Annotated in this window: 21 protein-coding genes; 14 read left to right on the top strand and 7 right to left on the bottom strand. The window is 67.7% G+C overall.

Annotated features, from left to right (window positions below; genetic code table 11):
• Positions 1-39: 39 nt before the first annotated feature.
• Positions 40-1,179: an NsdA family TPR-like regulatory protein gene (locus QX204_RS18845; protein ID WP_062983552.1), complete on the bottom strand. Its 1,140-nt coding sequence runs from the start codon at positions 1,177-1,179 to the stop codon at positions 40-42.
• A 348-nt stretch (positions 1,180-1,527) separates the two neighbouring features.
• Here QX204_RS18845 and QX204_RS18840 point away from each other — a divergent pair, with 348 nt between their 5' ends.
• Positions 1,528-1,833, top strand: a complete 306-nt coding sequence (locus tag QX204_RS18840) for a hypothetical protein (protein ID WP_301901081.1) — start codon at positions 1,528-1,530, stop codon at positions 1,831-1,833.
• Between the two features lie 321 nt (positions 1,834-2,154).
• Here the strand turns inward: QX204_RS18840 and QX204_RS18835 are convergent, their stop codons facing one another.
• Positions 2,155-2,985 (bottom strand): PAC2 family protein, encoded by an 831-nt coding sequence (locus QX204_RS18835; protein WP_245915185.1) that lies wholly within the window; start codon positions 2,983-2,985, stop codon positions 2,155-2,157.
• Between the two features lie 192 nt (positions 2,986-3,177).
• Between QX204_RS18835 and metH the strand changes: the two genes are divergently transcribed.
• The 8 genes from metH (at position 3,178) to hisG (ending at position 14,782) form a co-directional block, all read left to right on the top strand.
• The gene (gene metH, locus QX204_RS18830) at positions 3,178-6,774 is read left to right on the top strand and encodes a methionine synthase (RefSeq protein WP_301901079.1); all 3,597 of its coding nucleotides are present in this window, start codon (positions 3,178-3,180) and stop codon (positions 6,772-6,774) included.
• A 230-nt stretch (positions 6,775-7,004) separates the two neighbouring features.
• Positions 7,005-8,975, top strand: coding sequence for a serine/threonine-protein kinase (locus QX204_RS18825; protein ID WP_301901077.1), 1,971 nt, complete (start codon positions 7,005-7,007; stop codon positions 8,973-8,975).
• 108 nt (positions 8,976-9,083) lie between these two features.
• Entirely contained in the window at positions 9,084-9,728 is a 645-nt protein-coding gene (locus QX204_RS18820; protein WP_301908038.1) for an HAD family hydrolase, read from the top strand.
• Positions 9,729-9,902: 174 nt separating this feature from the next.
• Positions 9,903-10,766: a HalD/BesD family halogenase gene (locus QX204_RS18815; RefSeq protein ID WP_301901075.1), complete on the top strand. Its 864-nt coding sequence runs from the start codon at positions 9,903-9,905 to the stop codon at positions 10,764-10,766.
• Between the two features lie 12 nt (positions 10,767-10,778).
• The gene (locus tag QX204_RS18810; protein WP_301901073.1) at positions 10,779-11,594 is read left to right on the top strand and encodes a class I SAM-dependent methyltransferase; all 816 of its coding nucleotides are present in this window, start codon (positions 10,779-10,781) and stop codon (positions 11,592-11,594) included.
• 9 nt (positions 11,595-11,603) lie between these two features.
• Positions 11,604-13,415 (top strand): choline/carnitine O-acyltransferase, encoded by a 1,812-nt coding sequence (locus QX204_RS18805; RefSeq protein ID WP_301901071.1) that lies wholly within the window; start codon positions 11,604-11,606, stop codon positions 13,413-13,415.
• 196 nt (positions 13,416-13,611) lie between these two features.
• A complete protein-coding gene (locus QX204_RS18800) occupies positions 13,612-13,875 on the top strand; it encodes a phosphoribosyl-ATP diphosphatase (protein ID WP_056809947.1) in 264 nt (87 codons plus the stop codon).
• A gap of 55 nt (positions 13,876-13,930) precedes the next feature.
• Entirely contained in the window at positions 13,931-14,782 is an 852-nt protein-coding gene (hisG, locus tag QX204_RS18795; protein ID WP_301901069.1) for an ATP phosphoribosyltransferase, read from the top strand.
• Positions 14,783-14,849: 67 nt separating this feature from the next.
• On the opposite strand, the gene QX204_RS18790 is transcribed toward hisG, so the two are convergent.
• Positions 14,850-15,053, bottom strand: coding sequence for a hypothetical protein (locus QX204_RS18790; protein ID WP_301901068.1), 204 nt, complete (start codon positions 15,051-15,053; stop codon positions 14,850-14,852).
• 94 nt (positions 15,054-15,147) lie between these two features.
• Between QX204_RS18790 and QX204_RS18785 the strand changes: the two genes are divergently transcribed.
• The 3 genes from QX204_RS18785 (at position 15,148) to QX204_RS18775 (ending at position 16,733) form a co-directional block, all read left to right on the top strand.
• Positions 15,148-15,351, top strand: coding sequence for a hypothetical protein (locus tag QX204_RS18785; protein WP_301901066.1), 204 nt, complete (start codon positions 15,148-15,150; stop codon positions 15,349-15,351).
• Between the two features lie 117 nt (positions 15,352-15,468).
• A complete protein-coding gene (locus QX204_RS18780; protein WP_255284474.1) occupies positions 15,469-15,603 on the top strand; it encodes a hypothetical protein in 135 nt (44 codons plus the stop codon).
• Positions 15,603-16,733: a YeiH family protein gene (locus tag QX204_RS18775; protein WP_301901064.1), complete on the top strand. Its 1,131-nt coding sequence runs from the start codon at positions 15,603-15,605 to the stop codon at positions 16,731-16,733. Before QX204_RS18780 ends, QX204_RS18775 begins: the two co-directional genes overlap by 1 nt.
• Positions 16,734-16,751: 18 nt before the next feature.
• On the opposite strand, the gene QX204_RS18770 is transcribed toward QX204_RS18775, so the two are convergent.
• Positions 16,752-17,153 carry a nuclear transport factor 2 family protein gene (locus QX204_RS18770; RefSeq protein WP_301901062.1) on the bottom strand — a complete coding sequence of 134 codons (402 nt, stop codon included), beginning with the start codon at positions 17,151-17,153 and terminating at the stop codon, positions 16,752-16,754.
• A 113-nt stretch (positions 17,154-17,266) separates the two neighbouring features.
• On the bottom strand, positions 17,267-18,166 hold the full coding sequence (locus tag QX204_RS18765; protein WP_301901060.1) for a RecB family exonuclease: 900 nt from the start codon (positions 18,164-18,166) through the stop codon (positions 17,267-17,269).
• A 107-nt stretch (positions 18,167-18,273) separates the two neighbouring features.
• Here QX204_RS18765 and QX204_RS18760 point away from each other — a divergent pair, with 107 nt between their 5' ends.
• Both QX204_RS18760 and QX204_RS18755 read left to right on the top strand, forming a co-directional pair.
• Positions 18,274-19,440, top strand: a complete 1,167-nt coding sequence (locus tag QX204_RS18760) for a DUF7373 family lipoprotein (protein WP_301901058.1) — start codon at positions 18,274-18,276, stop codon at positions 19,438-19,440.
• A 77-nt stretch (positions 19,441-19,517) separates the two neighbouring features.
• The gene (locus tag QX204_RS18755) at positions 19,518-20,351 is read left to right on the top strand and encodes a tRNA (adenine-N1)-methyltransferase (protein WP_301901056.1); all 834 of its coding nucleotides are present in this window, start codon (positions 19,518-19,520) and stop codon (positions 20,349-20,351) included.
• Here the strand turns inward: QX204_RS18755 and QX204_RS18750 are convergent, their stop codons facing one another.
• Together QX204_RS18750 and QX204_RS18745 are read right to left on the bottom strand one after the other, a co-directional pair.
• Positions 20,352-21,632, bottom strand: a complete 1,281-nt coding sequence (locus tag QX204_RS18750; RefSeq protein WP_301901054.1) for an acyltransferase family protein — start codon at positions 21,630-21,632, stop codon at positions 20,352-20,354.
• A gap of 195 nt (positions 21,633-21,827) precedes the next feature.
• The gene (locus tag QX204_RS18745) at positions 21,828-22,358 is read right to left on the bottom strand and encodes a WKL family lipoprotein (protein ID WP_301901052.1); all 531 of its coding nucleotides are present in this window, start codon (positions 22,356-22,358) and stop codon (positions 21,828-21,830) included.
• Positions 22,359-22,426: the final 68 nt, after the last annotated feature.

Genomic DNA, 22,426 nt, shown 5'->3' with positions numbered 1-22,426 from the left:
CGGACCCGTCCCCGATCGGCGTGGCATCGCCTGGCGAACTCATCCGACATTGAGCGATCGCAGCTGCTCGAGGAACGATTGGGTGCGCTGATCTCCTGGGTAGCGTTCGATGATCTCCCTGGCCGCCTCGCCCGCGATCCACGCCAGCGACGGCAGCGACTTGCGACCCGCGGAGAACGCCGCGACGCCCTCCTCGACCGCGCGCTCGAGATCGCGGTCGCGCACCGCGACGACAGCCAGCGTCAGCCGCGCCTCCGAGACCCGCATGGGATTGCGGACCGAACCGTCCGGTCGGGTCGAATCGCTGATCACCTGACGGGCGTAGCGTTCGGCCAGTCGATCCTGGCCCGCCACCCGGCAGCAGTCCATCGCGTAGAAGTCGAATTTGGTGGCGTCGACGACGAAGTGGTTGTCCAGATCGGCCGGGTGCCCCATCCGCGACAGGATCGCCTTGCCCTCGTCGAGCGCGGTCTGCATCGCGCGACGGTCACCGAGCCGAGCCCAGCCTTTGGCGCGCTGCGCGGCCAACTGCACCCCGACACTCGACGACGTGGTACCGGCCATCGCCTTCTCCGAGACATCGATCGCGCCGCGAAAGTTGCCCTGTGTCAACGCGAACCACGCCGACATCTCCGCGGCCCACCCGACGATCTCCGGATTGCCCGCTTCCCGGCCGAGGGAATCGGCGGCCCGGCGGGTGGCTTCGGCACCGCCTCTGCGGCCGAGGTCGTAGTCGACGCAACCGACCAGCAACGCCACCCAACCCGCCAGCACGAGGATCTCTCGATGCTGGCTCAGCGTCAGTCTGCCGTCGAGCAGCGAGGTGATCCGGCGCAGCCACGCGGTCCCCTCGGTGTGCAGCGCATGTGGGTCGGCATAGGCGTATTCGCAGCACAGCCGTTCGGCGGTGATCCGCACCGCGTCCAGGGTGGCGCTGTTGACGTCGGACATCCTGAGTCGTCCGATGAACTCCAAAGTGTCCATACCGGTTGCCGATAACAGCTCGTCATCGCGGTTGGGACGGGACTTCGGGAAGAACGCGGCGGGGACGGTGTCGAACGCGGCCGCGATGATCGGCGCGTAGAACTCGTCAGGTCGCGATTCCCCGGATTCCCAGCGGCGCCAGTTGCGCAGCAAGGTACTGTCCGTCGGCAGGTTGTGGGAGGACTTGGCACGCATCGCGCGAACGGCATCGCCTTGCGACCACCCCCTCGCGTCACGTTCCGAGCGCATCCGAACAGCCCATACGGGTCGATCATCAGTTGCGGTCACGGCGGTAGTATTCCACCAGTTAACGTTCGGCGTCCCGGATAGGGCATGTAGATGTCATCGGATTGACATCTGCTGCCGGGGGCCGCGATTGTTCATGATGTAAGCAGGTGCTCGGCATGACAACCGGGCTCCCGCTTTGCAGGAGAGCTTGCAGGGCAACGCAGTACCCCCGCGTGGCGCACCGCGCGACGCGGGGGGACCGGTAAACAACAGGTCCGACAACAGAACAGCGATCCCAATCCAACGGAGGTTCGGGTGGAAGCGTTGATCTATGGATACTTGCGGGACGATTTGGCCGATGGCCAGAGCGACCAATTGGAGGATGCGCTACGCAGCCTCGCGCGCACCGCGGGCATGTGTTTCGCCGCGACGTTCCACGAAGCACCCGCGGGTGACGGTGCGGCGTTCGCCGAACTCACCCAGGAGCTCAAGCGCGCCGATGCCCACCACGTGGTGGTGCCGTCACTCGATCACCTTACCGGCCAGACGATTCCGCGTGACCTGCTGATCGCGAAGCTGGCGCACGAGGCGGCCGCTCAGGTACTGACCCTGGAGCGTTAGCCATGGGATCCGACGCATGCGCCGATCCGCCATCTCGGTAGCGACCGGGCAGGCCTGCCGAGTTACCCGGCAGGCAGTCCCGACACTCGGCGATCCGCCGCGCTGCCGTCGCGACGTGCACCCGATCGATATCGCGGTCGATGTCGATCGGGGAGTGCCGCCGCACTGAGCCGGGCGCCTCGGGGCGCAGTCGTCGAGGCGGTATCCGGGTGAAATATCCACCCGGAACCGGGATTTCGATGCCGTGAGGGTCCTCGTCCGCCGATTCCGGTGGTAGGTAGGCCATTCGGGCAGGGCCCGACGAACTCCCGGTCCCGAGGACTAGAGGCCGAAGCCACCCGGACCGCGCCGACGCAGGTACTTCTCGAACTCCGCCGCGATGGCGTCGCCGTCGATCTTGGACATGGTCTCGTTGAGGTCGATCGCCGCGTCGCCGCGCTCCTCGAGCGAGCGCACGTACTCGCTGATCTCCTCGTCGCCGAGGGTCATCTCGTTGACCGCGGCCTCCCACTCCTCGGCCTGTTTCGGCAGCTCACCGAGCGGGACCTCGATATCGAGGACGTCTTCGACCCGGTGCAGCAGCGCGATGGTCGCCTTCGGGTTCGGCGGTTGCGACACGTAGTGCGGGACCGCGGCCCAGAACGACACCGCGGGCACCCCGGCCTTCACGCACTGGTCCTGCAACACCCCGGTGATCCCGGTCGGGCCCTCGTACCTGGTCTGTTCCAGACTGAACCGCTCGGCGGCCTCGGGACTGTAGGCCGAACCGGTCACCGGCACCGGCCGGGTATGCGGGGTATCGGCCAGCAGCGCGCCGAGGATGACCACGGTCTCCACACCCAGTTGCTCGATGAATTCGAGCAGGTCGTCGCAGAAACTGCGCCATTTCATATTCGGTTCGATGCCGCGCAGCAGCACCACGTCACGGTCACTGCCGGGCGGGGAACACACCGACAGCATCGTCGAGGGCCACTGGATCTCCCTGGTCACGCCGTCGACCTGGCGGACCGTCGGCCGGTTCACCTGGTAGTCGTAGTAGTCCTCGGAATCGAGCTCGGCCAGCGGCTCGGCATCCCAGATCAACTCCAGATGCTCGATGGCACCACTGGCGGCATCGCCGGCGTCGTTCCAGCCCTCGAAGGCGGCAACCATGACGGGATTGCGCAAGGTCGGCAGTTCCGTCTCGGGGGTTTCACTGGCATCCACCCGGTCAGCCTAGTGTCTCGTGCGAATTGTTTTGCGGTGACCGACGCTGTTGCGTGTTTCCGCCGCGGACAGTGGCGCAGGCCACTTGATTCACCCACAGTGGTCTTGTTCGTCGGGGGCGCCCACTAGTCTTGAATCATGTCTGCGTCCTTGCCCACCGGGTTCGATACCACGCTCCTCGACACGCTGCGGCGGCGTGTCGTCATCGGCGACGGCGCGATGGGCACCATGTTGCAGGCCGCGGACCTGTCGCTCGACGACTTCCGTGGCCTCGAGGGTTGCAACGAGATCCTCAACGACACCCGCCCGGATGTGCTCGCCGAGATCCACCGTGCCTACTTCGCCGCAGGCGCGGACGCGGTGGAGACCAACACCTTCGGCTGCAATCTGCCCAACCTCGCCGACTACGACATCCAGGACCGGATTCGTGATCTGTCCGAGCGCGGCACCCGCATCGCCCGCGATGTCGCCGACGAGATGGGCCCCTCGGCCGACGGTACTCCGCGTTATGTCCTCGGCTCGATGGGCCCGGGTACCAAGCTGCCGACCCTGGGACACGCGCCGTTCGTGTCGCTGCGTGATGCCTACACCGAGGCGGCGCTCGGCATGCTCGACGGCGGCGCCGACGCCATCCTCATCGAGACCTGCCAGGACCTGCTGCAGGTCAAGGCCGCGATCACCGGCAGCCGCCGGGCGATGATCGCCGCCGGTCGCCGGATCCCGATCATCACCCACGTCACCGTGGAGACCACCGGCACCATGCTGGTCGGCAGTGAGATCGGCGCGGCGCTGACCGCGCTGGAACCGCTCGGTATCGACATGATCGGGCTCAACTGCGCGACCGGGCCCGCGGAGATGAGCGAGCACCTGCGGCACCTGTCGCGACACGCGAACATCCCGGTGTCGGTGATGCCGAACGCGGGTCTGCCGGTGCTCGGTGCCAACGGCGCCGAGTACCCGCTCACTCCCGAAGAGCTCGCTGTCGCGCTGAGTGGGTTCGTCTCCGAGTTCGGGCTGTCGCTGGTCGGTGGTTGCTGTGGCACCACCCCCGAGCACATCCGGCAGGTCGCCGAGGCGGTGCGCGAGGTCGAGAAGACGCTGCCCCCGATCGTCGATCGCCGCCACCCCGAGCACGAGCCCGCCGTGTCGAGCATGTACACCGCCGTCCCGTTCGAGCAGGACGCCTCGATCTTGATGATCGGTGAGCGCACGAATGCCAACGGCTCCAAGGCTTTCCGTGACGCGATGCTGGCCGCCGACTGGCAGCGCTGCCTCGAGATCGCCAAGGACCAGACCCGCGACGGCGCGCACATGCTCGACCTGTGCGTCGACTACGTGGGCCGTGACGGTGCCGACGACATGAACGAGCTGGCCTCGCGGCTGGCGACCGCCTCGACGTTGCCGATCATGCTCGACTCCACCGAAGTGCCGGTGTTGCAGGCCGGTCTGCAGCATCTGGGCGGTCGGTGCGCGGTGAACTCGGTGAACTACGAGGACGGCGCCGGCCCGGATTCGCGGTTCCAGCAGATCATGCGGCTGGTCTCCGAGCACGGTGCCGCTGTCGTCGCGTTGACCATCGACGAAGAGGGTCAGGCGCGCACCGCCGATCACAAGGTCGCGATCGCCGAGCGGCTCATCGACGACATCACCGGCAACTGGGGCCTGGCCGAGTCCGACATCATCATCGACACCCTGACCTTCACCCTCGGCACCGGGCAGGAGGAGTCGCGCAAGGATGGTGAGGAGACGATCAAGGCCATCCGCGAGCTCAAGCGCCGCCGCCCGCAGGTGCAGACCACCCTGGGTCTGTCGAATATCTCCTTCGGTCTGAACCCGGCCGCCCGGCAGGTGCTGAACTCGGTGTTCATGCACGAATGTGTGCAGGCGGGTCTGGACTCGGCGATCGTGCACGCCTCGAAGATCCTGCCGATGAGCCGGATCCCCGAGGAGCACCAGCAGGTCGCCCTGGACCTGATCTATGACCGCCGCGGCGAGGACTACGACCCGCTGCAGAAGCTGATGGCGCTGTTCGAGGGTGTTTCGACGGCGTCGTCGCGGGCCTCGCGTGCGGAGGAGATGGCGCTGCTGCCGTTGTTCGAGCGTCTCGAGCGGCGCATCGTCGACGGTGAGCGCAACGGTCTCGGTGATGATCTGGACGAGGCGATGCAGACGGTGCCGCCGTTGCAGATCATCAACGAGACGCTGCTGTCGGGCATGAAGACCGTCGGTGAGCTGTTCGGTTCGGGGCAGATGCAGCTGCCGTTCGTGCTGCAGTCGGCCGAGGTGATGAAAACCGCTGTCGCGCACCTGGAACCGCACATGGAAGCCACCGACGACGCGGGCAAGGGCCGCATCGTGCTGGCCACGGTGAAGGGCGATGTCCACGACATCGGCAAGAACCTGGTCGATATCATCTTGTCCAACAACGGCTACGAGGTCGTGAACCTGGGCATCAAGCAGCCGATCGCGACCATCCTCGACGCCGCCCAGGACAAGAAGGCCGACGTGATCGGCATGTCCGGGCTGCTGGTGAAGTCGACGGTGGTGATGAAGGAGAACCTCGGCGAACTCAACACCAAGGGTGTCGCCGAGCAGTTCCCGGTGCTGCTCGGTGGTGCGGCGTTGACCCGTTCCTACGTGGAGAACGACCTGACCGAGGTCTACGAGGGCGACGTGTACTACGCCCGCGACGCGTTCGAGGGCCTGCGGTTGATGGACGAGATCATGACCGTCAAGCGCGGTGGTGGCCTCGATCCCGACAGCCCCGCGGCGATCGCGGCCAAGGAGAAGGCCGCCGAGCGCAAGGCCCGCCACGAACGGTCCAAGCGAATCGCGGCCGAGCGCAAGGCCGCCGAGGTCCCGATCGTGGTGCCCGAGCGTTCCGACGTCGCCGCCGACCTTCCGGTGCCGACGCCGCCGTTCTGGGGCACCCGGGTGATCAAGGGTCTGCCGCTGGCGGAGTATTCGGGTCTGCTCGACGAGCGGGCGCTGTTCCTGGGCCAGTGGGGTCTGCGTGGTCAGAAGGCCGGCGAAGGGCCGACCTATGAGGAACTGGTGGAGACCGAGGGTCGTCCGCGGTTGCGTGCCTGGCTCGAGCGCCTCGCCACCGAGGGAGTGCTCCAGCACGCGGCTCTGGTCTACGGGTACTTCCCCGCGGTATCGGAGGGCGATGAGGTCATCGTGTTGACCGAGCCGAATCCTGATGCGCCGGAACGGTATCGGTTCACTTTCCCGCGTCAGCAGCGCGACCGGTTCCTGTGCATCTCGGACTTCATCCGTTCGCGGGAGAAGGCCCGTGAGACCGGACAGGTCGATGTGCTGCCGTTCCAGCTGGTCACGATGGGTCAGCCGATCGCCGACTTCGCGAACGCGCTGTTCGCCGCCGACAACTACCGCGACTACCTCGAGGTGCACGGTGTCGGCGTGCAGCTCACCGAGGCGCTGGCCGAGTACTGGCATCGTCGGGTGCGCGAGGAGCTGACCGTCGACGGCAAGTCCGTGGCGGCCGAGGATCCCGCCGATGTGCAGGACTACTTCAAGCTCGGCTACCGGGGCGCGCGCTACTCCTTCGGTTACGGTGCCTGCCCTGACCTGGAAGATCGTGCCAAGCTGGTCGACCTGCTCGACGCGGGCAGGGTCGGGGTGACGCTGTCGGAAGAGCTGCAGTTGCATCCCGAGCAGTCGACGGACGCGTTCGTGCTGCTGCATCCGGAGGCGAAATACTTCAACGCCTGACACACTGCAGGCACGAGATAGAGGCGTCGGCAGATCGGATCGGTCCCGCGGGCCGATCCGTTCGTCGTTGTGGCGCTTGTGAGTATGGTCACGATGGGACGCCGGGTCCACGGGCCGAGCTGTCTCGCAACAGGATCGAAGCAGTTCAGCACGTAGGATTTTCGAAAAGTTTCATCCCGCTGTGGCGCGGAGGGCGAGACGACTCGGCGGTAAGCAGGAGGGGCACAGATATGACATCGGATCGGTTGATCGCGGGACGCTATCGACTCACCGACCCGATCGGCACGGGTGCGATGGGGGTCGTGTGGCGCGCCACCGACGTCCGGTTGCGACGCACCGTCGCGGTGAAGCAGGTTCTGCTCGCGCCCGGTCTCACCGGTACGCAAGCGCTGGAAGGCAAACTGCGCGCGATGCGAGAGGGCCGGATCGCGGCCCGCCTGCACCACCCGAACGCCATCACCGTCTTCGATGTCGCCGAAGAGGACGGCCAGCCGTGGCTGGTCATGGAGTACATGAACGCGCCGAGTCTCGCGGCGAAGCTGGCGGGCGGAGTGACGCTGCCCCCGATCGAGGTGGCGGGGATCGGCGCCCAGGCCGCCGCGGCGCTGTCGGCGGCACACGACGCCGGGATCATGCACCGCGACGTGAAACCGGCCAACCTGCTCGTCGGCGACGACGGCACGGTCAAGCTCACCGACTTCGGGATCTCGCACGCGACCGGGGACGTCACCGTCACCGCCACCGGCTTCCTCGCGGGCACCCCCGCGTACCTGGCGCCCGAGATCGCGCGCGGCGACAGCCCGAAGCCCGCCGCCGATGTGTTCGCACTCGGCTCGACGCTGTACGCGGCCTCCGAAGGCGCGCCGCCGTTCGGCGAGGGCGACAACCCGCTCGCCGTGCTGCACGCCGTCGCGCGCGGTGTGGTGCCCGAACCGAAGAACGCGGGTCCGCTCGCGCCGGTCCTGATGTGGCTGCTGACGGCATCGGCCGATGACCGGCCGACGATGGCGCAGGCGCGTGTCGCGCTGGAAGATGTCGCGGCGGGCCGTGTTCCGGCACTGCCCGCCTCGGCCACGAAGATTCTGCCGATGAGCGAGGCGGCCACCACGCAGATTCCGTCGGCCGGCGCACCCGCGAACGGGGGAGCGACGGCGAAGTCGGGCGCGGCAGCGTTGTTCGGCAGCGGCCTCGCAAAGGCCAAGGCTGCCCGCTCGGCCATCTCGGGACGGAATTCGACCGGCGCGTCCTCGGGTGCGCCGCGGGCATCGGACGTGGGCGGAACCGCGGCATCGGGCGCGGGCGCACACATGGCGGGCCGTCCGGACGAAGTAGTCGGCCGAGCGGCGGCAGGCGGGGTCGGGCAGGCAGGCGCGGTGCGGCAGGCAGCGGCAGGCGATCCCGGCCTCGTTCGGCCGCGTGACGCCGCGTTCTCGGCCGCGGACGGTGTCGAACGTGCCGGTGCCCAGGCCCAGTTGCGCGCCGCGGCGGCAGCCGGGCCGACGGACGGTTCCGGCCTGCATCCGGCGTTCCCCGTCCCGCCGTCGCGCACCGACCGCGCGAACAACAGTCGTGCGGTCCTGCTGTTGGCGGCGGCCGTCGCTGCCTTCACGGTCATGCTCGTCGTGCTGGTGGTCACCCGCGACCGGGGCGGAGAGCGCGATCAGCAGGCGCAGGTCCCGGCATCGCCGGTCACCGTCACGACGATGGTCGACGGCAAGGTGAGCACCGTCGTCATCGTGCCCGAGCAGGAAACGATCACCGTGTCGGCCCCGTCCGAGGCCGTGCCGAGCGGTGCGACGACCACCGGCGCGACTCCGACCAGCACCTCGGCCAAGCCCACCCCCACCACCCCGAAGCCGTCCAGCACGACCGTCACCACCACGCAGGCCGGTCCGCCCACCCCGGACCGGATCAACCAGTTCATCGCCGGGTACTACGGCATGCTGCCCGGCAATATCGGCGGGGCCTGGGCACAGCTCGCGCCCGGGTACCAGGCGCAGACCGGCGGGTTCGGGCAGTACTCGTCGTTCTGGTCGTCGGTGCGGTCGGTGACTGTCGGCTCGATCACCCCCAGCGGGCCCAACCGCGCGGTCGTCACCCTCACCTACCAGCTCGCCAATGGCACCGTGACCTCGGAGAACCGCTGGATCCAGGTCGCAGGCGACGCGGGCAACCTGCAGATCGCCGGATCGGGCGTCTGAGGCGAACCCGTTACGCTGAACGGGGCTCGGCGACTGCCGGTCACCGGGAGATATGAGAACGAGGCGAGTGAACAGGTGAGCGCGCGACCGGCCGCGGTGCTGTGGGACATGGACGGCACGCTGCTCGATTCGGAGAAGCTGTGGGACATCGCGGTTCGTGAACTGGCCCGCGAGCACGGCCGCGAGCTGACCGACGAGGTCCGCCACGCCCTGATCGGCGCCTCCGGCCCGAACGCGCTGCGCATGCTCTTCGACGGTATCGGTGTGGTGCCGACGCCGGAGACGATCGTCGAGGCGGGGGAGTTCCTCGAGCGCCGGGTCACCGAGTTGATGCTCGGCCCGATCCCGTGGCGTCCCGGCGCCAAGGACGCGCTGGCGATGGTGCGCGAGGCGGGTTTGCGGTGCGCGCTGGTGACCAACACCAAGCGCTCGCTCACCGAATACGGCCTCGATACCCTCGGCCGCGACTACTTCGACACCTCCGTGTGCGGCGACGAGGTGGCGCACGGCAAGCCCGATCCCGCCATCTACCGCCGCGCCGCGCAATTGCTGGGGGTCGACCCGAGTGACTGTGTCGCGATCGAGGATTCGCCGACCGGTTCGCTCGCCGCGCAGGGCGCGGGCTGTGGTCTGATCGTGATTCCGTGCGAGATCGCGGTTCCCGAGGCGCCGGGGCGGGTATTTCGGGAGTCGCTGGTTGGCCTTTCGGTAGCGGATCTGCGCGCCGCACTCGACGCCCGCGTCCGAAAATGACGAGGGCTCACCGTGATAGGGCGTAATAGCCTACCGTGATAAGACCGAAACCTGGGTAGAATCTGCGAAAACTGTTGCCGCACAGTTGAATTCGCACGATTGTGATCTTCCCGGGATATGCCCGATTTGTCGAAACCGCGAGCGCGCGCCCGAATATTCCCGCAAACTGAGTACATGACGGGCACGCGGGGGCTTGACGAAATCGTCGACATCGCACGGTATCCACTCACCGATCTCGGTGGTTCGGGCAGGCAGGCGGCCATCGAGGCGGCCCGTGCCGAGCTGGCCGAGGACGGTTGCACGGTCCTGCGTGAGTTCATCCGGCCGCAGCTGCTGGAGACGCTGCGCACCGAGGGGGAGGCGATCGCACCGCACGCCCACTACAAAGTGGAGCGGGTCAATGCCTACAACATTCCCCTCGACGCCGACCTGCCCGCCGACCATCCGGCGCGGATCGTGCTCGACCGCGGCAACGCCTTCGTGGCCCGCGACCGCATCCCCGCCGAGGCGTTGATCCAGCGGCTCTACACCGATCCGGTGTTCCAGCGGTTCGTCGCCGACTGCTTCGAACTCGACGATCTGTACGAATTCGCCGACCCGCTGGCCGGTTTGTGCCTGAACGTGGTCGAGCCGGGGATGTCGCATCCGTGGCATTTCGACACCAACGAATTCACCGTCAGCATGCTCACGCGCAAGCCCGAAGCCGGTGGCGTGTTCGAGTACTGCCCCAACATTCGCGACCCCTACGCCGAGAATCTCGACGATGTACGCGCCGTGCTCACCGGTGACGGCGCCCGGCTCATCCGGTCGCTCGAACTGCGCCCCGGCGACCTGCAGCTGTTCAAGGGCCGCTTCTCCCTGCATCGAGTTACCGAGGTAGCCGGTGCGGGACAACGACATTCGGCGATTTTCGCCTACACGGACCGACCAGGGGTGATCGGCACGGTCGAACGCACCAGACAGTTGTTCGGCCGTGTCCTGCCCGACCATGTGGCCGCCGCGGCCGACGCCGTCCGAGGTGACCGACTGCTCGACTGAGAGGAACCGCCCATGTCCGTTCCGTTGCACACCACCGGCAAAGCATCATTCGACGACATCTACGAAAGTCCAGATCCGCGAGCATATTTCGATCGGATGAACGATCTGGACTACCGGATCCCGGAACTGGCAAAGCCGCACTTCGCCGAACAGTTGCGTCAGCTGCGGGCCGCACGCCCGGACCGGATTCCGACCGTGCTCGACCTCGGGTGTTCCTACGGGGTGAACGCGGCACTGTTACGCACCGACACCACCGTCGACGAATTGGCCGGGCACTACCGCGATCACGCCGACACCGACAAGATCGGGCTGATCGCGGCGGACCGGGAGCGGTTGCGCGGCGATCTCATGCCCGACGTACGCTTCATCGGGATGGACGCCGCACGCCCGGCGCTGACCTACGCCCACGCCGCCGGACTCCTGCACGACTACGTGCACGCCGACCTCGAGGCCACCGAGCCCACCGAGGCGCAGCGGCGTGTGCTGGCCTCGGCCGATCTGGTGATCTCCACCGGATGCGTCGGCTACATCACCGAGAAAACCCTGTCCAGGGTCGCCCAGGCCGATCCGCGCAAGCGACCGTGGATGGCACATTTCGTGTTGCGGATGTTCGATTTCGGTCCCATCGCCGAGGAACTGGCCGCGCTCGGGTATCGCAGCGAGCAGCGTCCCGGTATGTTCCAGCAGCGGAGGTTCGCCTCGGCACAGGAGCGCGAACAGGTGCTGGATGCGTTGGCGGCCAAGGGAATCGACACCACCGACCACGAAGCCGAAGGCTGGCTCTACGCCAACCTGTTCCTGTCCCGCCCGCATCCCATCGAGACATGAGGACTTGGATTGAACCAACCCACGTTCGCCGCCGAAGACACGCTGCCCCGGGTGCCGCTGCCGACACTGGATGACAGTTGCGCGCGGTTCCTGCAGTGGTGTCAGCCACTGCTCGGCGCCGAGGAGTACGCCACCACCGAGGGCGCGGTAGCCGAGCTGCTGCGCCCCGGTGGGGCGGGGCGCGCCCTGCACGCCGCACTGGCCGAATACGACGCCACCCCCGGTGTCGGCAGCTGGCTCGACGAATTCTGGCCGTCACGGTATCTGGGCCGTCGGGACCGGATCGCGATCAACGCCAACTTCGTGTTCCTGTTCCGGGACGACACCCCCCTCGCGGCGTCGACCGTCGCCGGGCAGGCCGAGCGGGCAGCCGCGATCATCGGCGCGGCTGTCGATTACAAGCTGGCGCTGGACGCGGAGAAGATCCCGCCGGTGACCCAGCGCGGGCAGGCGCTGTCGATGTGGCAGAACAAGTACCTGTTCTCCGAGACCCGGATTCCGGGCGAGATCCAGGACAGCGTCCGCAAGCCCTACAGCCCCGAATGGCCGGGCCCCTCGGATGCGCGCCATATCGCGGTCTTCTACCGCGGCAACATCTTCCGGATGGACGTCATCGGACCCGACGGTGCGCCGTACGCGTTCGACGACGTGGTCGACGGACTGCGCGCGGTGATCAAGGGCGGCACGAAGCCCGCCGCGACCGACACCTCGGTCGGGCATCTCACCACGAAAGCCCGTGCGGCATGGGCGCGCAGCCGTGAAGTGCTGCGCACCGAGCCCGCCAATGTCGTGGCGTTCGACGCGGTGGAGACGGCGTTGTTCTCGGTGTGCCTGGAGGACTTCGCGCCGCGCGACGAACTGCACGCCAGCGATCAGTTGCTGCACGGCGACAGCGGTAACCGCTACTTCGACAAGTCGGTGTCGTTCATCGTCTTCGCCGACGGTCAGGCCGGCATCAACGTCGAGCACTGCGGGCTCGACGGCACCACCGTGCTGTCGTTCGTCGACGCGCTGCTCGAGCGAACCACCCAGGACCACGCGGCGACCAGCGGCGCGCAGTCGCAGGGGCTGCCCTCGGTGGAGCCGATCGAGTTCGTGCTCGATTCGGCCGCCCGCGCCGACATCGCCGCGGCGGGCGCCGACTTCGCCCGCTTCGCCGCCGACACCGCCACCTCGCTGGTGTCGTTCGACGACTTCGGCACCGGCGAGGCCAAGAAGCTGGGCATCTCACCCGATGCCTTCGCTCAGCTCAGCTACCAGCTCGCCCACCGGCGCAGCAAGGGGCTGACCGGCGCGACCTACGAATCCATCGCCACCCGGCAGTTCCGCAACGGTCGCACCGAGGCCATGCGTGTGGTGACCCCGGAGATGGTGGCGTTCGTCGACGCGATGGTGTCCGCGGAGGCCGACACCGACACCAAGCTGGCCGCGGCGCGCACCGCCGCGTCCGCCCACGTCGCGCGGGCGAAGGAATGCCAGGCCGGGCAGGCGCCCGAGCAGCACCTGTGGGAACTGGAGTGGATCCAGCGTCGTCGCGGCGAACAGCTCGGCGTCGCCGATGAGCGGATCGCGCTGTTCGACAGCCCCGGCTGGACCGTCATGCGCGACGACTACCTCTCGACCAGCTCGGCGCCGTCGAAGTACATCCGCTACTTCGGTTTCGGCTCGACCAGTCCGCGCTGCATCGGCATCGCCTACGTGCTGCTGCCGGATCGGTGGAACATCTACCTGGCCACGCCGAAGTCGGTGGCCGACCAGATGTACGCCTTCGCCGACCACCTGCGCACGGCCGTAGCCGACCTGCGCGAACTGCTGGGTTGATCGGCGCGCCTGCGCGCGCGTATCCGCGGCCATGAAGGGCCGCCGGTCAGGCACCGTTGCTTGCTCCTTCGTCGCCTACGCAACGGCGCCTGACCGGCGACCCGGCCGAGGACCGGCCACTGCGTGGCCGCCGCTCCTCGGGGTCGCGGGTGCGGGCTGGGAATGCGGTAGCGGCCGTGTGAAACAATCTTTAACCGTGAAGAACTTCGAATCCCTGTTCGCCGAGCTGACCGAGCGTGCCCAGACCCGTCCCGAGGGGTCTGGCACCGTGGCCGCGCTGGACGCAGGCGTTCATTTCCAGGGCAAGAAGGTCCTGGAGGAGGCGGGTGAGATCTGGCTGGCCGCCGAGCACGAGAGTGACGAGGCGCTCGCCGAGGAGATCTCCCAGCTGCTGTACTGGGTCCAGGTGATGATGCTGGGTCGTGGGCTGAAGCTCGAGGACGTGTACCGACATCTGTGACGGCTGATCCGTCCTGATCGACACGCCCGCCACTTCCCTCGAAAGGACCCATCCCATGTTGCGCGTCGCCGTTCCCAACAAAGGCTCGCTCTCGGAATCCGCCACCTCCATCCTGAGCGAGGCCGGATACCGCAAGCGGACCGATTCCCGTGATCTCACCGTCCTCGACCCCACGAATCAGGTCGAATTCTTCTTCCTACGGCCCAAGGACATCGCCATCTACGTCGGCTCCGGTGAGCTCGACCTCGGCATCACCGGTCGCGACCTGGCCCTGGACTCCGGCTCCCCGGTCAGCGAGCGGCTCTCGCTCGGATTCGGCCGCTCCAGCTTCCGCTACGCGGCCCCGGCCGGCGAGGACTGGAAGGTCGAGGACCTGGCGGGCAAGCGCATCGCCACCTCCTACCCGAACCTGGTGCGCGCCGACCTCGCGCGCTTCGGCATCGAGGCCGAGGTGATCCGGCTCGACGGCGCGGTCGAGATCTCGATCCAGCTCGGCGTCGCCGATGCCATCGCCGACGTGGTCGGCTCCGGCCGCACCCTGCGTCAGCACAACCTGATCGCGTTCGGCGAGTCCCTGTGCGACTCCGAGGGCGTCCTGATCGAACGCACCGGTTCCGACCGCGACGACCGCGCCCGCAATCAGCTCATCAACCGCATCCAGGGCGTCGTCTTCGCCCAGCAGTACCTGATGCTCGACTACGACTGCCCCAAGTCGCTGTTCGACCAGGCCGTCGCCATCACTCCCGGCCTCGAGTCGCCGACCGTTTCGCCCCTCACCGACCCCGACTGGGTCGCCGTGCGTGCGCTCGTTCCGCGCAAGCAGGGCAACGAACTGATGGACCAGCTGGCCGACCTCGGCGCCAAGGCCATCCTCGCCACCGACATCCGCTCCTGCCGAGCCTTCTGAGCCGTTACCGCCGAAACCCCTCACCTGTGTTCACTCCGGTGAGGGGTTTCGTGTTCGGTGCCTGAACCTACTGCGCAGAGAAACTCTCGAGCGCCTCACGCACGAAACACAACGGGCAGATCGGGTCGAACGGTGGTGTCGGTGCGCCGTTGATGATGGGCTGAGCGACGGTCGGCGCGGTGGCTGGGCTCGCGGAGGCGACAGCTGGAAGGGTTGCCATCGCCAGTGCGATTGCGGCTGCTGCGACGGCCCGGGACAGGCTGCGGTTCATCAGTTCTCCTCGCCGTGCGGGATTCGCTGTAGGCCCGCGACCTGCATATTACGGGTGGCGAGGTGCTGTCGCGAGACCCGGAATATCGGGGCAGGTGGCCGCCGTCGGTGCCGGGTCGACGCCGCGGCCGGGCACTTCGCCGCGAGTAGGCTGGACGGCAGATTTGTCCGGGCAATCCATGATCGGGGCGAACATGTCGAACAAGGACGAGCACGAGGAAAAGATCGAGAAGGAGCAGGTCGAGCGCGAAGAGGAGCGGCGCCGGCTGGAGGCCGAAGAGGAACGCCGCCTGCGGTAATCTTCGCGCGGCGCCTCCGCCGCGATCTCGACGATTGATTCAGCGCGAGTGCAATCAGTGTATTCGCGCTATCCCGTTGCTACCTTGCGTTTCTCGACAGGAACGCAAGGAGTCACCGTGTCGCAGACAGAGCCCGAGCCGCGGCCGGGCAGCGCATTCAGCTGGAACGAAGACTGGTTGGCCACCGTCGTCGGGCTCGTTCTGATCGGCCTCGTGCTGGTCGGGGCGATCCCGGATCGGCTGGTGCCGTGATGGGGGAAACGACACGGACGACGTCGGAAACCGAGGCGTTGCAGGGGAATTCGCGGCCCGCAGTCGCCGATATCGTGGCGGGGATCGCGCTCGTGCTAGTGCTGGGCGCGTTGACGCGGTTCTTCGACACCCATGTTCCGCAATGGGCGGCGGATACGCCGTTCAAACGGGTCGCGAAGACGGTCGAGTACCCGGTCTACGCGATCGTGATCGGGTTGATCGGCAATGTAGTCTTGAACAAACTGGGTCTGCGAGAACGGCTTTCGGCCGGGTTCCGTACCGAGTTCTTCATCAAGACCGGCGTGGTGCTGCTCGGTGCGTCGATCAATCTGAAGATCCTGGTGACCGCCGCCGCTCCGTCGATCGTGCAGGCGTTGGCCTTGATCACCATCGTCTTCGGGTTCACCTGGTGGTTCGGTGGGGTGCTCGGGCTCGACGACAAGCTGCGGGCGCTGCTGTCGTCGGCGGTGTCGATCTGCGGGGTGAGCGCGGCGATCGCGGCGGCGGGTGCGGTGCAGGCGCGGCGTGAGCAGATCGCCTACGCGGCGTCGCTGGTGATCATCTTCGCGCTGCCGTCGATCTTCCTGTTGCCCTGGCTCGCTGATGTTTTCGGGCTCTCCGATGCGGTAGCGGGCGCGTGGATCGGTGGCAATATCGACACCACGGCCGCGGTGGCTGCCGCGGGCGCGCTGGCGGGTGAGCAGTCGTTGCAGATCGCGACGATCGTCAAGACCACGCAGAACGCACTCATCGGTCTCGTGGCGATCGCGCTCACCGCCTGGTTCGCGTTCCGCGTGGATCGCACCGAGGGCACCGCTCGACCGAGCATCGGCGAATTCTGGGCCAGGTTCCCGAAATTCGTGCTCGGGTTTATCGCCGCCTCGATCATCGGCACGCTGTATCTGCAGTCGGTCGACAAGAAGACCGGCGCCGCGCACATCGCCATCATCAACGACCTGCGCACCTGGTTCCTGATCCTGGCCTTCGTCTCCATCGGTCTGGAGTTCTCGCTGCGTGGGCTGCGCGAAGCCGGCTGGCGGCCGATCGTGGTCTTCGGATCTGCGGCGATCGTGAATCTCGCTGTCGGCCTGGGTCTTTCGGTTCTGCTGTTCCGCGACTTCGCGGTCTAGTGTCGGCCGCGAGCAGCCTCAGGAATCAGCCCGGCTGCTCGCGGTCGCCTCGGCCTTGATCTGTTCGAACTGCGCGCCCATCCGCGCTGCCAGGGCGTTCGCGGCCGACAGCGGCCGGACCATCACCATCAATTCGTCGATCTTGCCGTCCTCGTCGAGGTGGACGAAATCGCACCCGGTGAGCTGCTTGCCGTCCACGGTCGCCTCGAACACCAGGGCGTGGTCGCGCCCCTCGCCGATCTCGCGCACATAGCGGAAATCTTCGAAGACGCGGATCACCGCGCGCAAGATGGCCGCGGTGATGGCCTTGCCGGGATAGGGCCCGAAGGCGACGGGGCTGGTGAAGACCACATTCTCGGCCAGCAGTGCCTCTATGGCCGCAACGTCTCGAGCTTCGACCGCCGCGCGGAAAGGATGCATCTGTCAGCTCACCTCATATTCAACCAGTTGCATAGGGTGTTCGCAGCTTAACCCGGACGACCCGAGCCGATGCGCGGATGTGCGCAGTTCGGTGGGTACCAGGCCGATCGCGGTCACACGTCTTCGGGGAGGCGTTCTGTCACCAGGTCGACAGGGATCGGGGTCTGGACCGGCCAACCCGGATACGGCGGCGGGGTACCGCCGTACTCGGGGCACAGGGGTTTGAAGTCGCAGAACTTGCACATCGAATTGCGCGTGGGCGGGAAGTCCCCGGTCTTGCCCGCATCGATGATGGCTTGCCAGAGCGCGGTGAGAATGCGCTGGAAGCGAACCAATTCCTCGCGCTCGGGCGTGTAGGTGAGGATGTTCTTGTCGGCCAGGTAGATCAGGCGCAGTTGGGCCGGGACGATGTCGCGGGTGCGCAGGATCATCAGCGCGTAGAACTTGAGCTGGAACAGCGCCCGCGCTTCGTGCATCGGCCCGGGCGAGCGACCGGTCTTGTAGTCGACCACCCGCAGCAGGCCGTTGGGCGCCACGTCGATCCGGTCGACGAAACCGCGCAGCGGAATATCGCCGTCGAGATCGACCTCGACCCGTTCCTCCAGCGCGTGTGGCTCGAATCGCCGCGGGTCCTCGAGCTCGTAGTAGCTCGCGACCAGCTTGCGCACCTCGTCGAACAGCGCCTGCGGCCCACCCTCGGCGACGAGCTCGTCCACCCCGTCGCGCTCCGCGCGCACCCGCTCCCACGCGTCGGGAACCAACGCCGCGGCCCGTTCCGGCTGACGCTCGGCCGCAGGCAACCCGAACAGATCCTCGAGAACCGCGTGCACCACCGTCCCGCGCACCGCCGCGCGCGACGGCGGTTCCGGCACCCGATCGATCGCCCGCAACCGGTACTTCAGCGGACACTGCTTGAAATCGCTTGCCCGCGAAGGCGACAACGCCGGACGCGACCGATGCGCCGGCGCGGCGGCGGTGTCATCGGTGAGGGGCACGGACAAGGGCGCTGACATATTTCGCAGGTTAGCGGCAGCCACTGACAGGCTTGCCCGATTCGGCTCAGGTGCGGTGGCGGACTCGGGATTCGGCGGTGGTGGGCTGGTTCTGCCAGGATCGCGGCATGCAACTGGTGTTCCGGGTGGGGGCGGTTCTGGCCGCGGTGATCATGGTGAGCGCGTGCGAGGATCCGGGGAAGGTAGTGCGGGTTCCGGTCAGCGCCACTGTGGCCGCGACGGCAACGCCGACCACGTCGACGTCCGCGCCGACCGACGAGCAGCGGCTGGCCATGGGCAAACTCGCCGAAGGCATGCGGATCGCGGAGGTGTTGGCGCTGCCCACCGATATCGACCCCGCCTACCGCCGCCACGGCAACTCGAGTGTGCTCCACTCCGCGCGATTGAAGGTCTCGGCCGGGCATCACAACGCGATCGCCGCCGTTGCCGACCGGCACGGTCTGATCACCGGGTTCGTCTCCGAGCGTTCCAACGGCGGCAGCGGGACCGCCGACACCGATTGGCTCACCCACGGTGTGATGCGGTTTCGCGATGCGGCGACCGCGACAGCGGCGGCGGCCGATTTCGCGGTCGCCGCCACCGAGGAACGCGGACTGCTGCAATCCGGAGAGTGGACTCCCGCCACACTCGAGGGCTCGCCTTCCACGCGGCTCGTCCTGCTCGAGGACCGTGGCAGGCTCACCGGTATGGGTTTCACGCCGCAGGGCGAGTTCGTCGTGTTCACCAAGGTGCGCGCGGGTGGTCGGCCCGATATCGAGCGGACGATCGTCAAGGCGCTGGAACGGCAACGGCCACTGCTGGATTCGTTCACCCCGACCCCGGAGCGCGAGCTGGTGACACTGCCCTACGACCCGGACGCGATCTTCGAGCTGTCGGTCGGTGACAACAGTTCCGGCCGGGGCGCCTATCGGCGGAACGGGGCGCTGCTGTTCGCCGAGGACCAGCAGGCGGCGGTGTCGCTGTACCGCGAGGTCGGGGTCGACGCGATGGCGAACAAGGGGACCACCGTCTACCGCACGCGGGACGGCGCCGGTGCGGCGAGGCTGGCCGCCGCTACCTCGGCCGCGATCGCCGCGGCGTGGACCAAGTCGGTGGCGCCCGCGCCCATGGACGTCCCGGGTGCCACCTGCGTGACCGACGGCAACAGCAACGCCAATGCCTGGGTCTGCGTGGTGACCGGTGGACGTTACGTCGCGGAGGTCTGGGGCAAGACCCGGGACGAGACCCACGCGGCGGCACGCGAGCAGCAGCGGGTTCTGGCTGCCGCGAAGTAGCTCGGACCCCTCACCCTGTTCGGGCCGGGGTCCTCGGACCTGGCAGGCTGGTCACTCCAACGGAGAACGGAGATACATTGACGGCCAGACGAACGGGCCCATTCGCTATCGGGGACCGCGTGCAGCTGACCGACGGCAAAGGTCGCCTCTTCACGGTGGTGCTCGAAGAGGGTAAGGAATTCCATACCCATCGCGGCGGCATCAAGCACGACGACCTCATCGGCAACGACGAGGGGACCGTCGTGAAGTCGGTCAACGGCACCCCCTATCTGGCCCTTCGCCCGCTGCTCACCGACTACGTCCTGTCGATGCCGCGCGGCGCCGCTGTCATCTATCCCAAGGACGCCGCCCAGATCGTGCACGAGGGTGATGTGTTCCCGGGTGCGCGAGTGCTGGAAGCCGGCGCCGGTTCGGGTGCGCTGACCTGCTCGCTGTTGCGCGCGGTCGGGCCCGAGGGCGAGGTGATCTCCTACGAGATCCGCGACGACCACGCCGAACACGCGGTGCGCAATGTGGAGACCTTCTTCGGTGAGCGCCCGCCGAACTGGTCGATCACCATCGCCGACGTGGCCGAGTACGAGGGCCCGCGGGTCGACCGGGTGGTGCTCGACATGCTCGCGCCGTGGGACGCGTTGCCCGCGGTGTCGAAGGCGCTGGTTCCCGGTGGCGTGCTCGTGGTCTACGTCGCCACCGTCACCCAGCTGTCCAAGGTGGTCGAGGCGCTGCGCGAGCAGGAATGCTGGACCGAACCGCGCTCGTGGGAGTCGATGGTGCGTGGCTGGCACGTCGTCGGTCTGGCCGTGCGCCCCGAGCATCGCATGCAGGGCCACACCGCGTTCCTGGTGAGCGCGCGGCGCCTGGCCGAGGGCACCGTCACGCCCAAGCCGCAGCGGCGCCCGTCCAAGGGCTGATCACGCACGGGTGAGCAGGCGCGCGGCCGACAACGCTGCCGCCGCGCCTGCGAACCAGATCCCACCGTCCACGGTGAGGCCCCATCGGGTGGCCTGCAAAAGCGCGAGCCCGGCCGCGATCACGGCGAACACGGTGGCGGCCGAGCGGACACCACGCACCGCGGCAACCGGCCCGTCCCACCAGCGCAGGGGAGTGTTCTCCAGGCCGCGCAGGGCGAGGAACAAGGCGCAGGTGAGCGCGGCGGTCGCGGTGAGTTGCACCGTCGTGAGCAACCAGAACCCAGACTCGGTCGGCGCGGTGCGGTGAACGCCCGCCAGATGGCTGAGCACCAGCACGGTGAGCAGGGCGGGCATGTGCCACAGGTAGAGCGTCATCGCCCCGGTGTTGCCGATGACCGTCGCCCACCAGACCCGCGGACGCGCGGCGAGACGGCGCAACCAGGGCGCTACCGCGACGGCGGCGCAGCACAGCACCACCGCGTGCCCGGCCAGCAGCAGTGACGGCGGCGCCAGATTCGACAGTCGCTGGCCCGGTACCGTGACCATGCTCGTCTCGTACGGGCCGAGCACCACCAGCAGTAGATCGGCTGCCAGCACCACGCAGGCCAGCACCGCCGCGGTCCGCCGGGACAGGAGATCGCGCAGATAGCCGATCCCGAGCGCCGCGGGCACCAGCCAGACGATCAGATTCAGGTAGCCGAGCTCCATCGGCCCACCGGTGAGCCGCACCGCGTCGGCGGCCGCCGTGATCACCACGATCATCGCGACCACAGCGAACATCCGGCGACCACTGGTGACCTGCGCCGCGAGCAACGGCACACACGCCAGCACCGCCAGATACATCCCGAGAAACCACAGCAGCTGCACGCTCGTCACCGCGAGCGGACGGTGCCATCCCGGCGCGAGCACCAGATCGGCCACCACCAGCAGGGCCGCCGAGGCGCCGACGAAGTAGCCGAGCGGTCGCACCAGCCGTTGGGTGCGCCGGAAAAGCCAAGCGCCCCACGATGTCCCGGGCCCGAGGCCGCGCGCACCCGCGGCGACCCCCGCGAAGAAGAACAGCGGAAGCACCTGCAGAACCCAGGTGAGCGGCTGCAGCATCGGCAGGTCGGCGAGCACATTGCCGAAATGCACCTCGGCGCCCGACACCGTCACGGTCAGCATCAGGCAATGGCCCGCGACGACCACCACCAGCGACGAAATGCGCAGCAGGTCCAGGAACCGATCACGATCGGCCGGGGTGTTCGCGACGACCACCGCGACGCTGGGGACAACACTCATGGCAAGACGATCGCAGGAAACCACCCGCGGGCACAGCGCGGAACTACCCGTTCGTCGGGTGGAACTACTCGAGCGCGCGCCCGCACGTAGTACCCGCAGGACGCTCATCGTGAGTGATCTCGGTGGCCTACGCGGCTCGCAGGGCGTCCGCGCCGTCCCGGAGGTACTTCGCCGTCATCCGGTCATGCCGATCGATCAGGCGGGCGTGCAGGGAGCCTGCGCGAAGCCGAGCAGCAAGCAGCCGCTGGCATCGGACAGCTTCCAGGTACCGCCCTCTTTCTGCCAGGTGACCGGGAACGCGGGGGCCGTGCCGTGGGGAGAGGTGATCGTCACATCGGCGGTGGCGGTGTCACCACTGGTCGCGACGTTGTCGACGGCGAAAGTCAGGGTGTAGCCGGCCAGCATGCCGTTCATCTGATCGATGTTGGACTTGTGCGAATCGCCGTTGACGATCAGTTTCGCCTTGTCGTCGGTGGACACCGCGGGATCGGCGAACTTGATCAGCGTCGCCTTCAGGGAATCGGCGGTGGGGGCTGCGGCGTTGTCACCCGAAGGTGCCGGAGTTGCCGAAACGCTGGACGGAGCGGCGGCGATACTGGTACTGCTCGTGGTGGCATTCGTCGAGGAATCGTCGGAGTCGCCGCAACCGGTCAGTCCGACGGTGACGGCGAGCGCCGCTGCGGCGGCGGCGACGGCGACACGGATCGTGCGGGGAGGAAGGAGCATGTTCAGCAACCTTTCGACTCGTTGGCGAGTGCCCCGTACGGGGTGTTAGGGGAGCCTAACAGGTGCAA

The organism is Nocardia sp. PE-7 (assembly GCF_030486425.1).
GTDB classification, from domain to species: domain Bacteria; phylum Actinomycetota; class Actinomycetes; order Mycobacteriales; family Mycobacteriaceae; genus Nocardia; species Nocardia salmonicida_A.
Note: the sequence above shows the minus strand (reverse complement) of the source record. Positions and strands in the feature narration are given on the sequence as shown.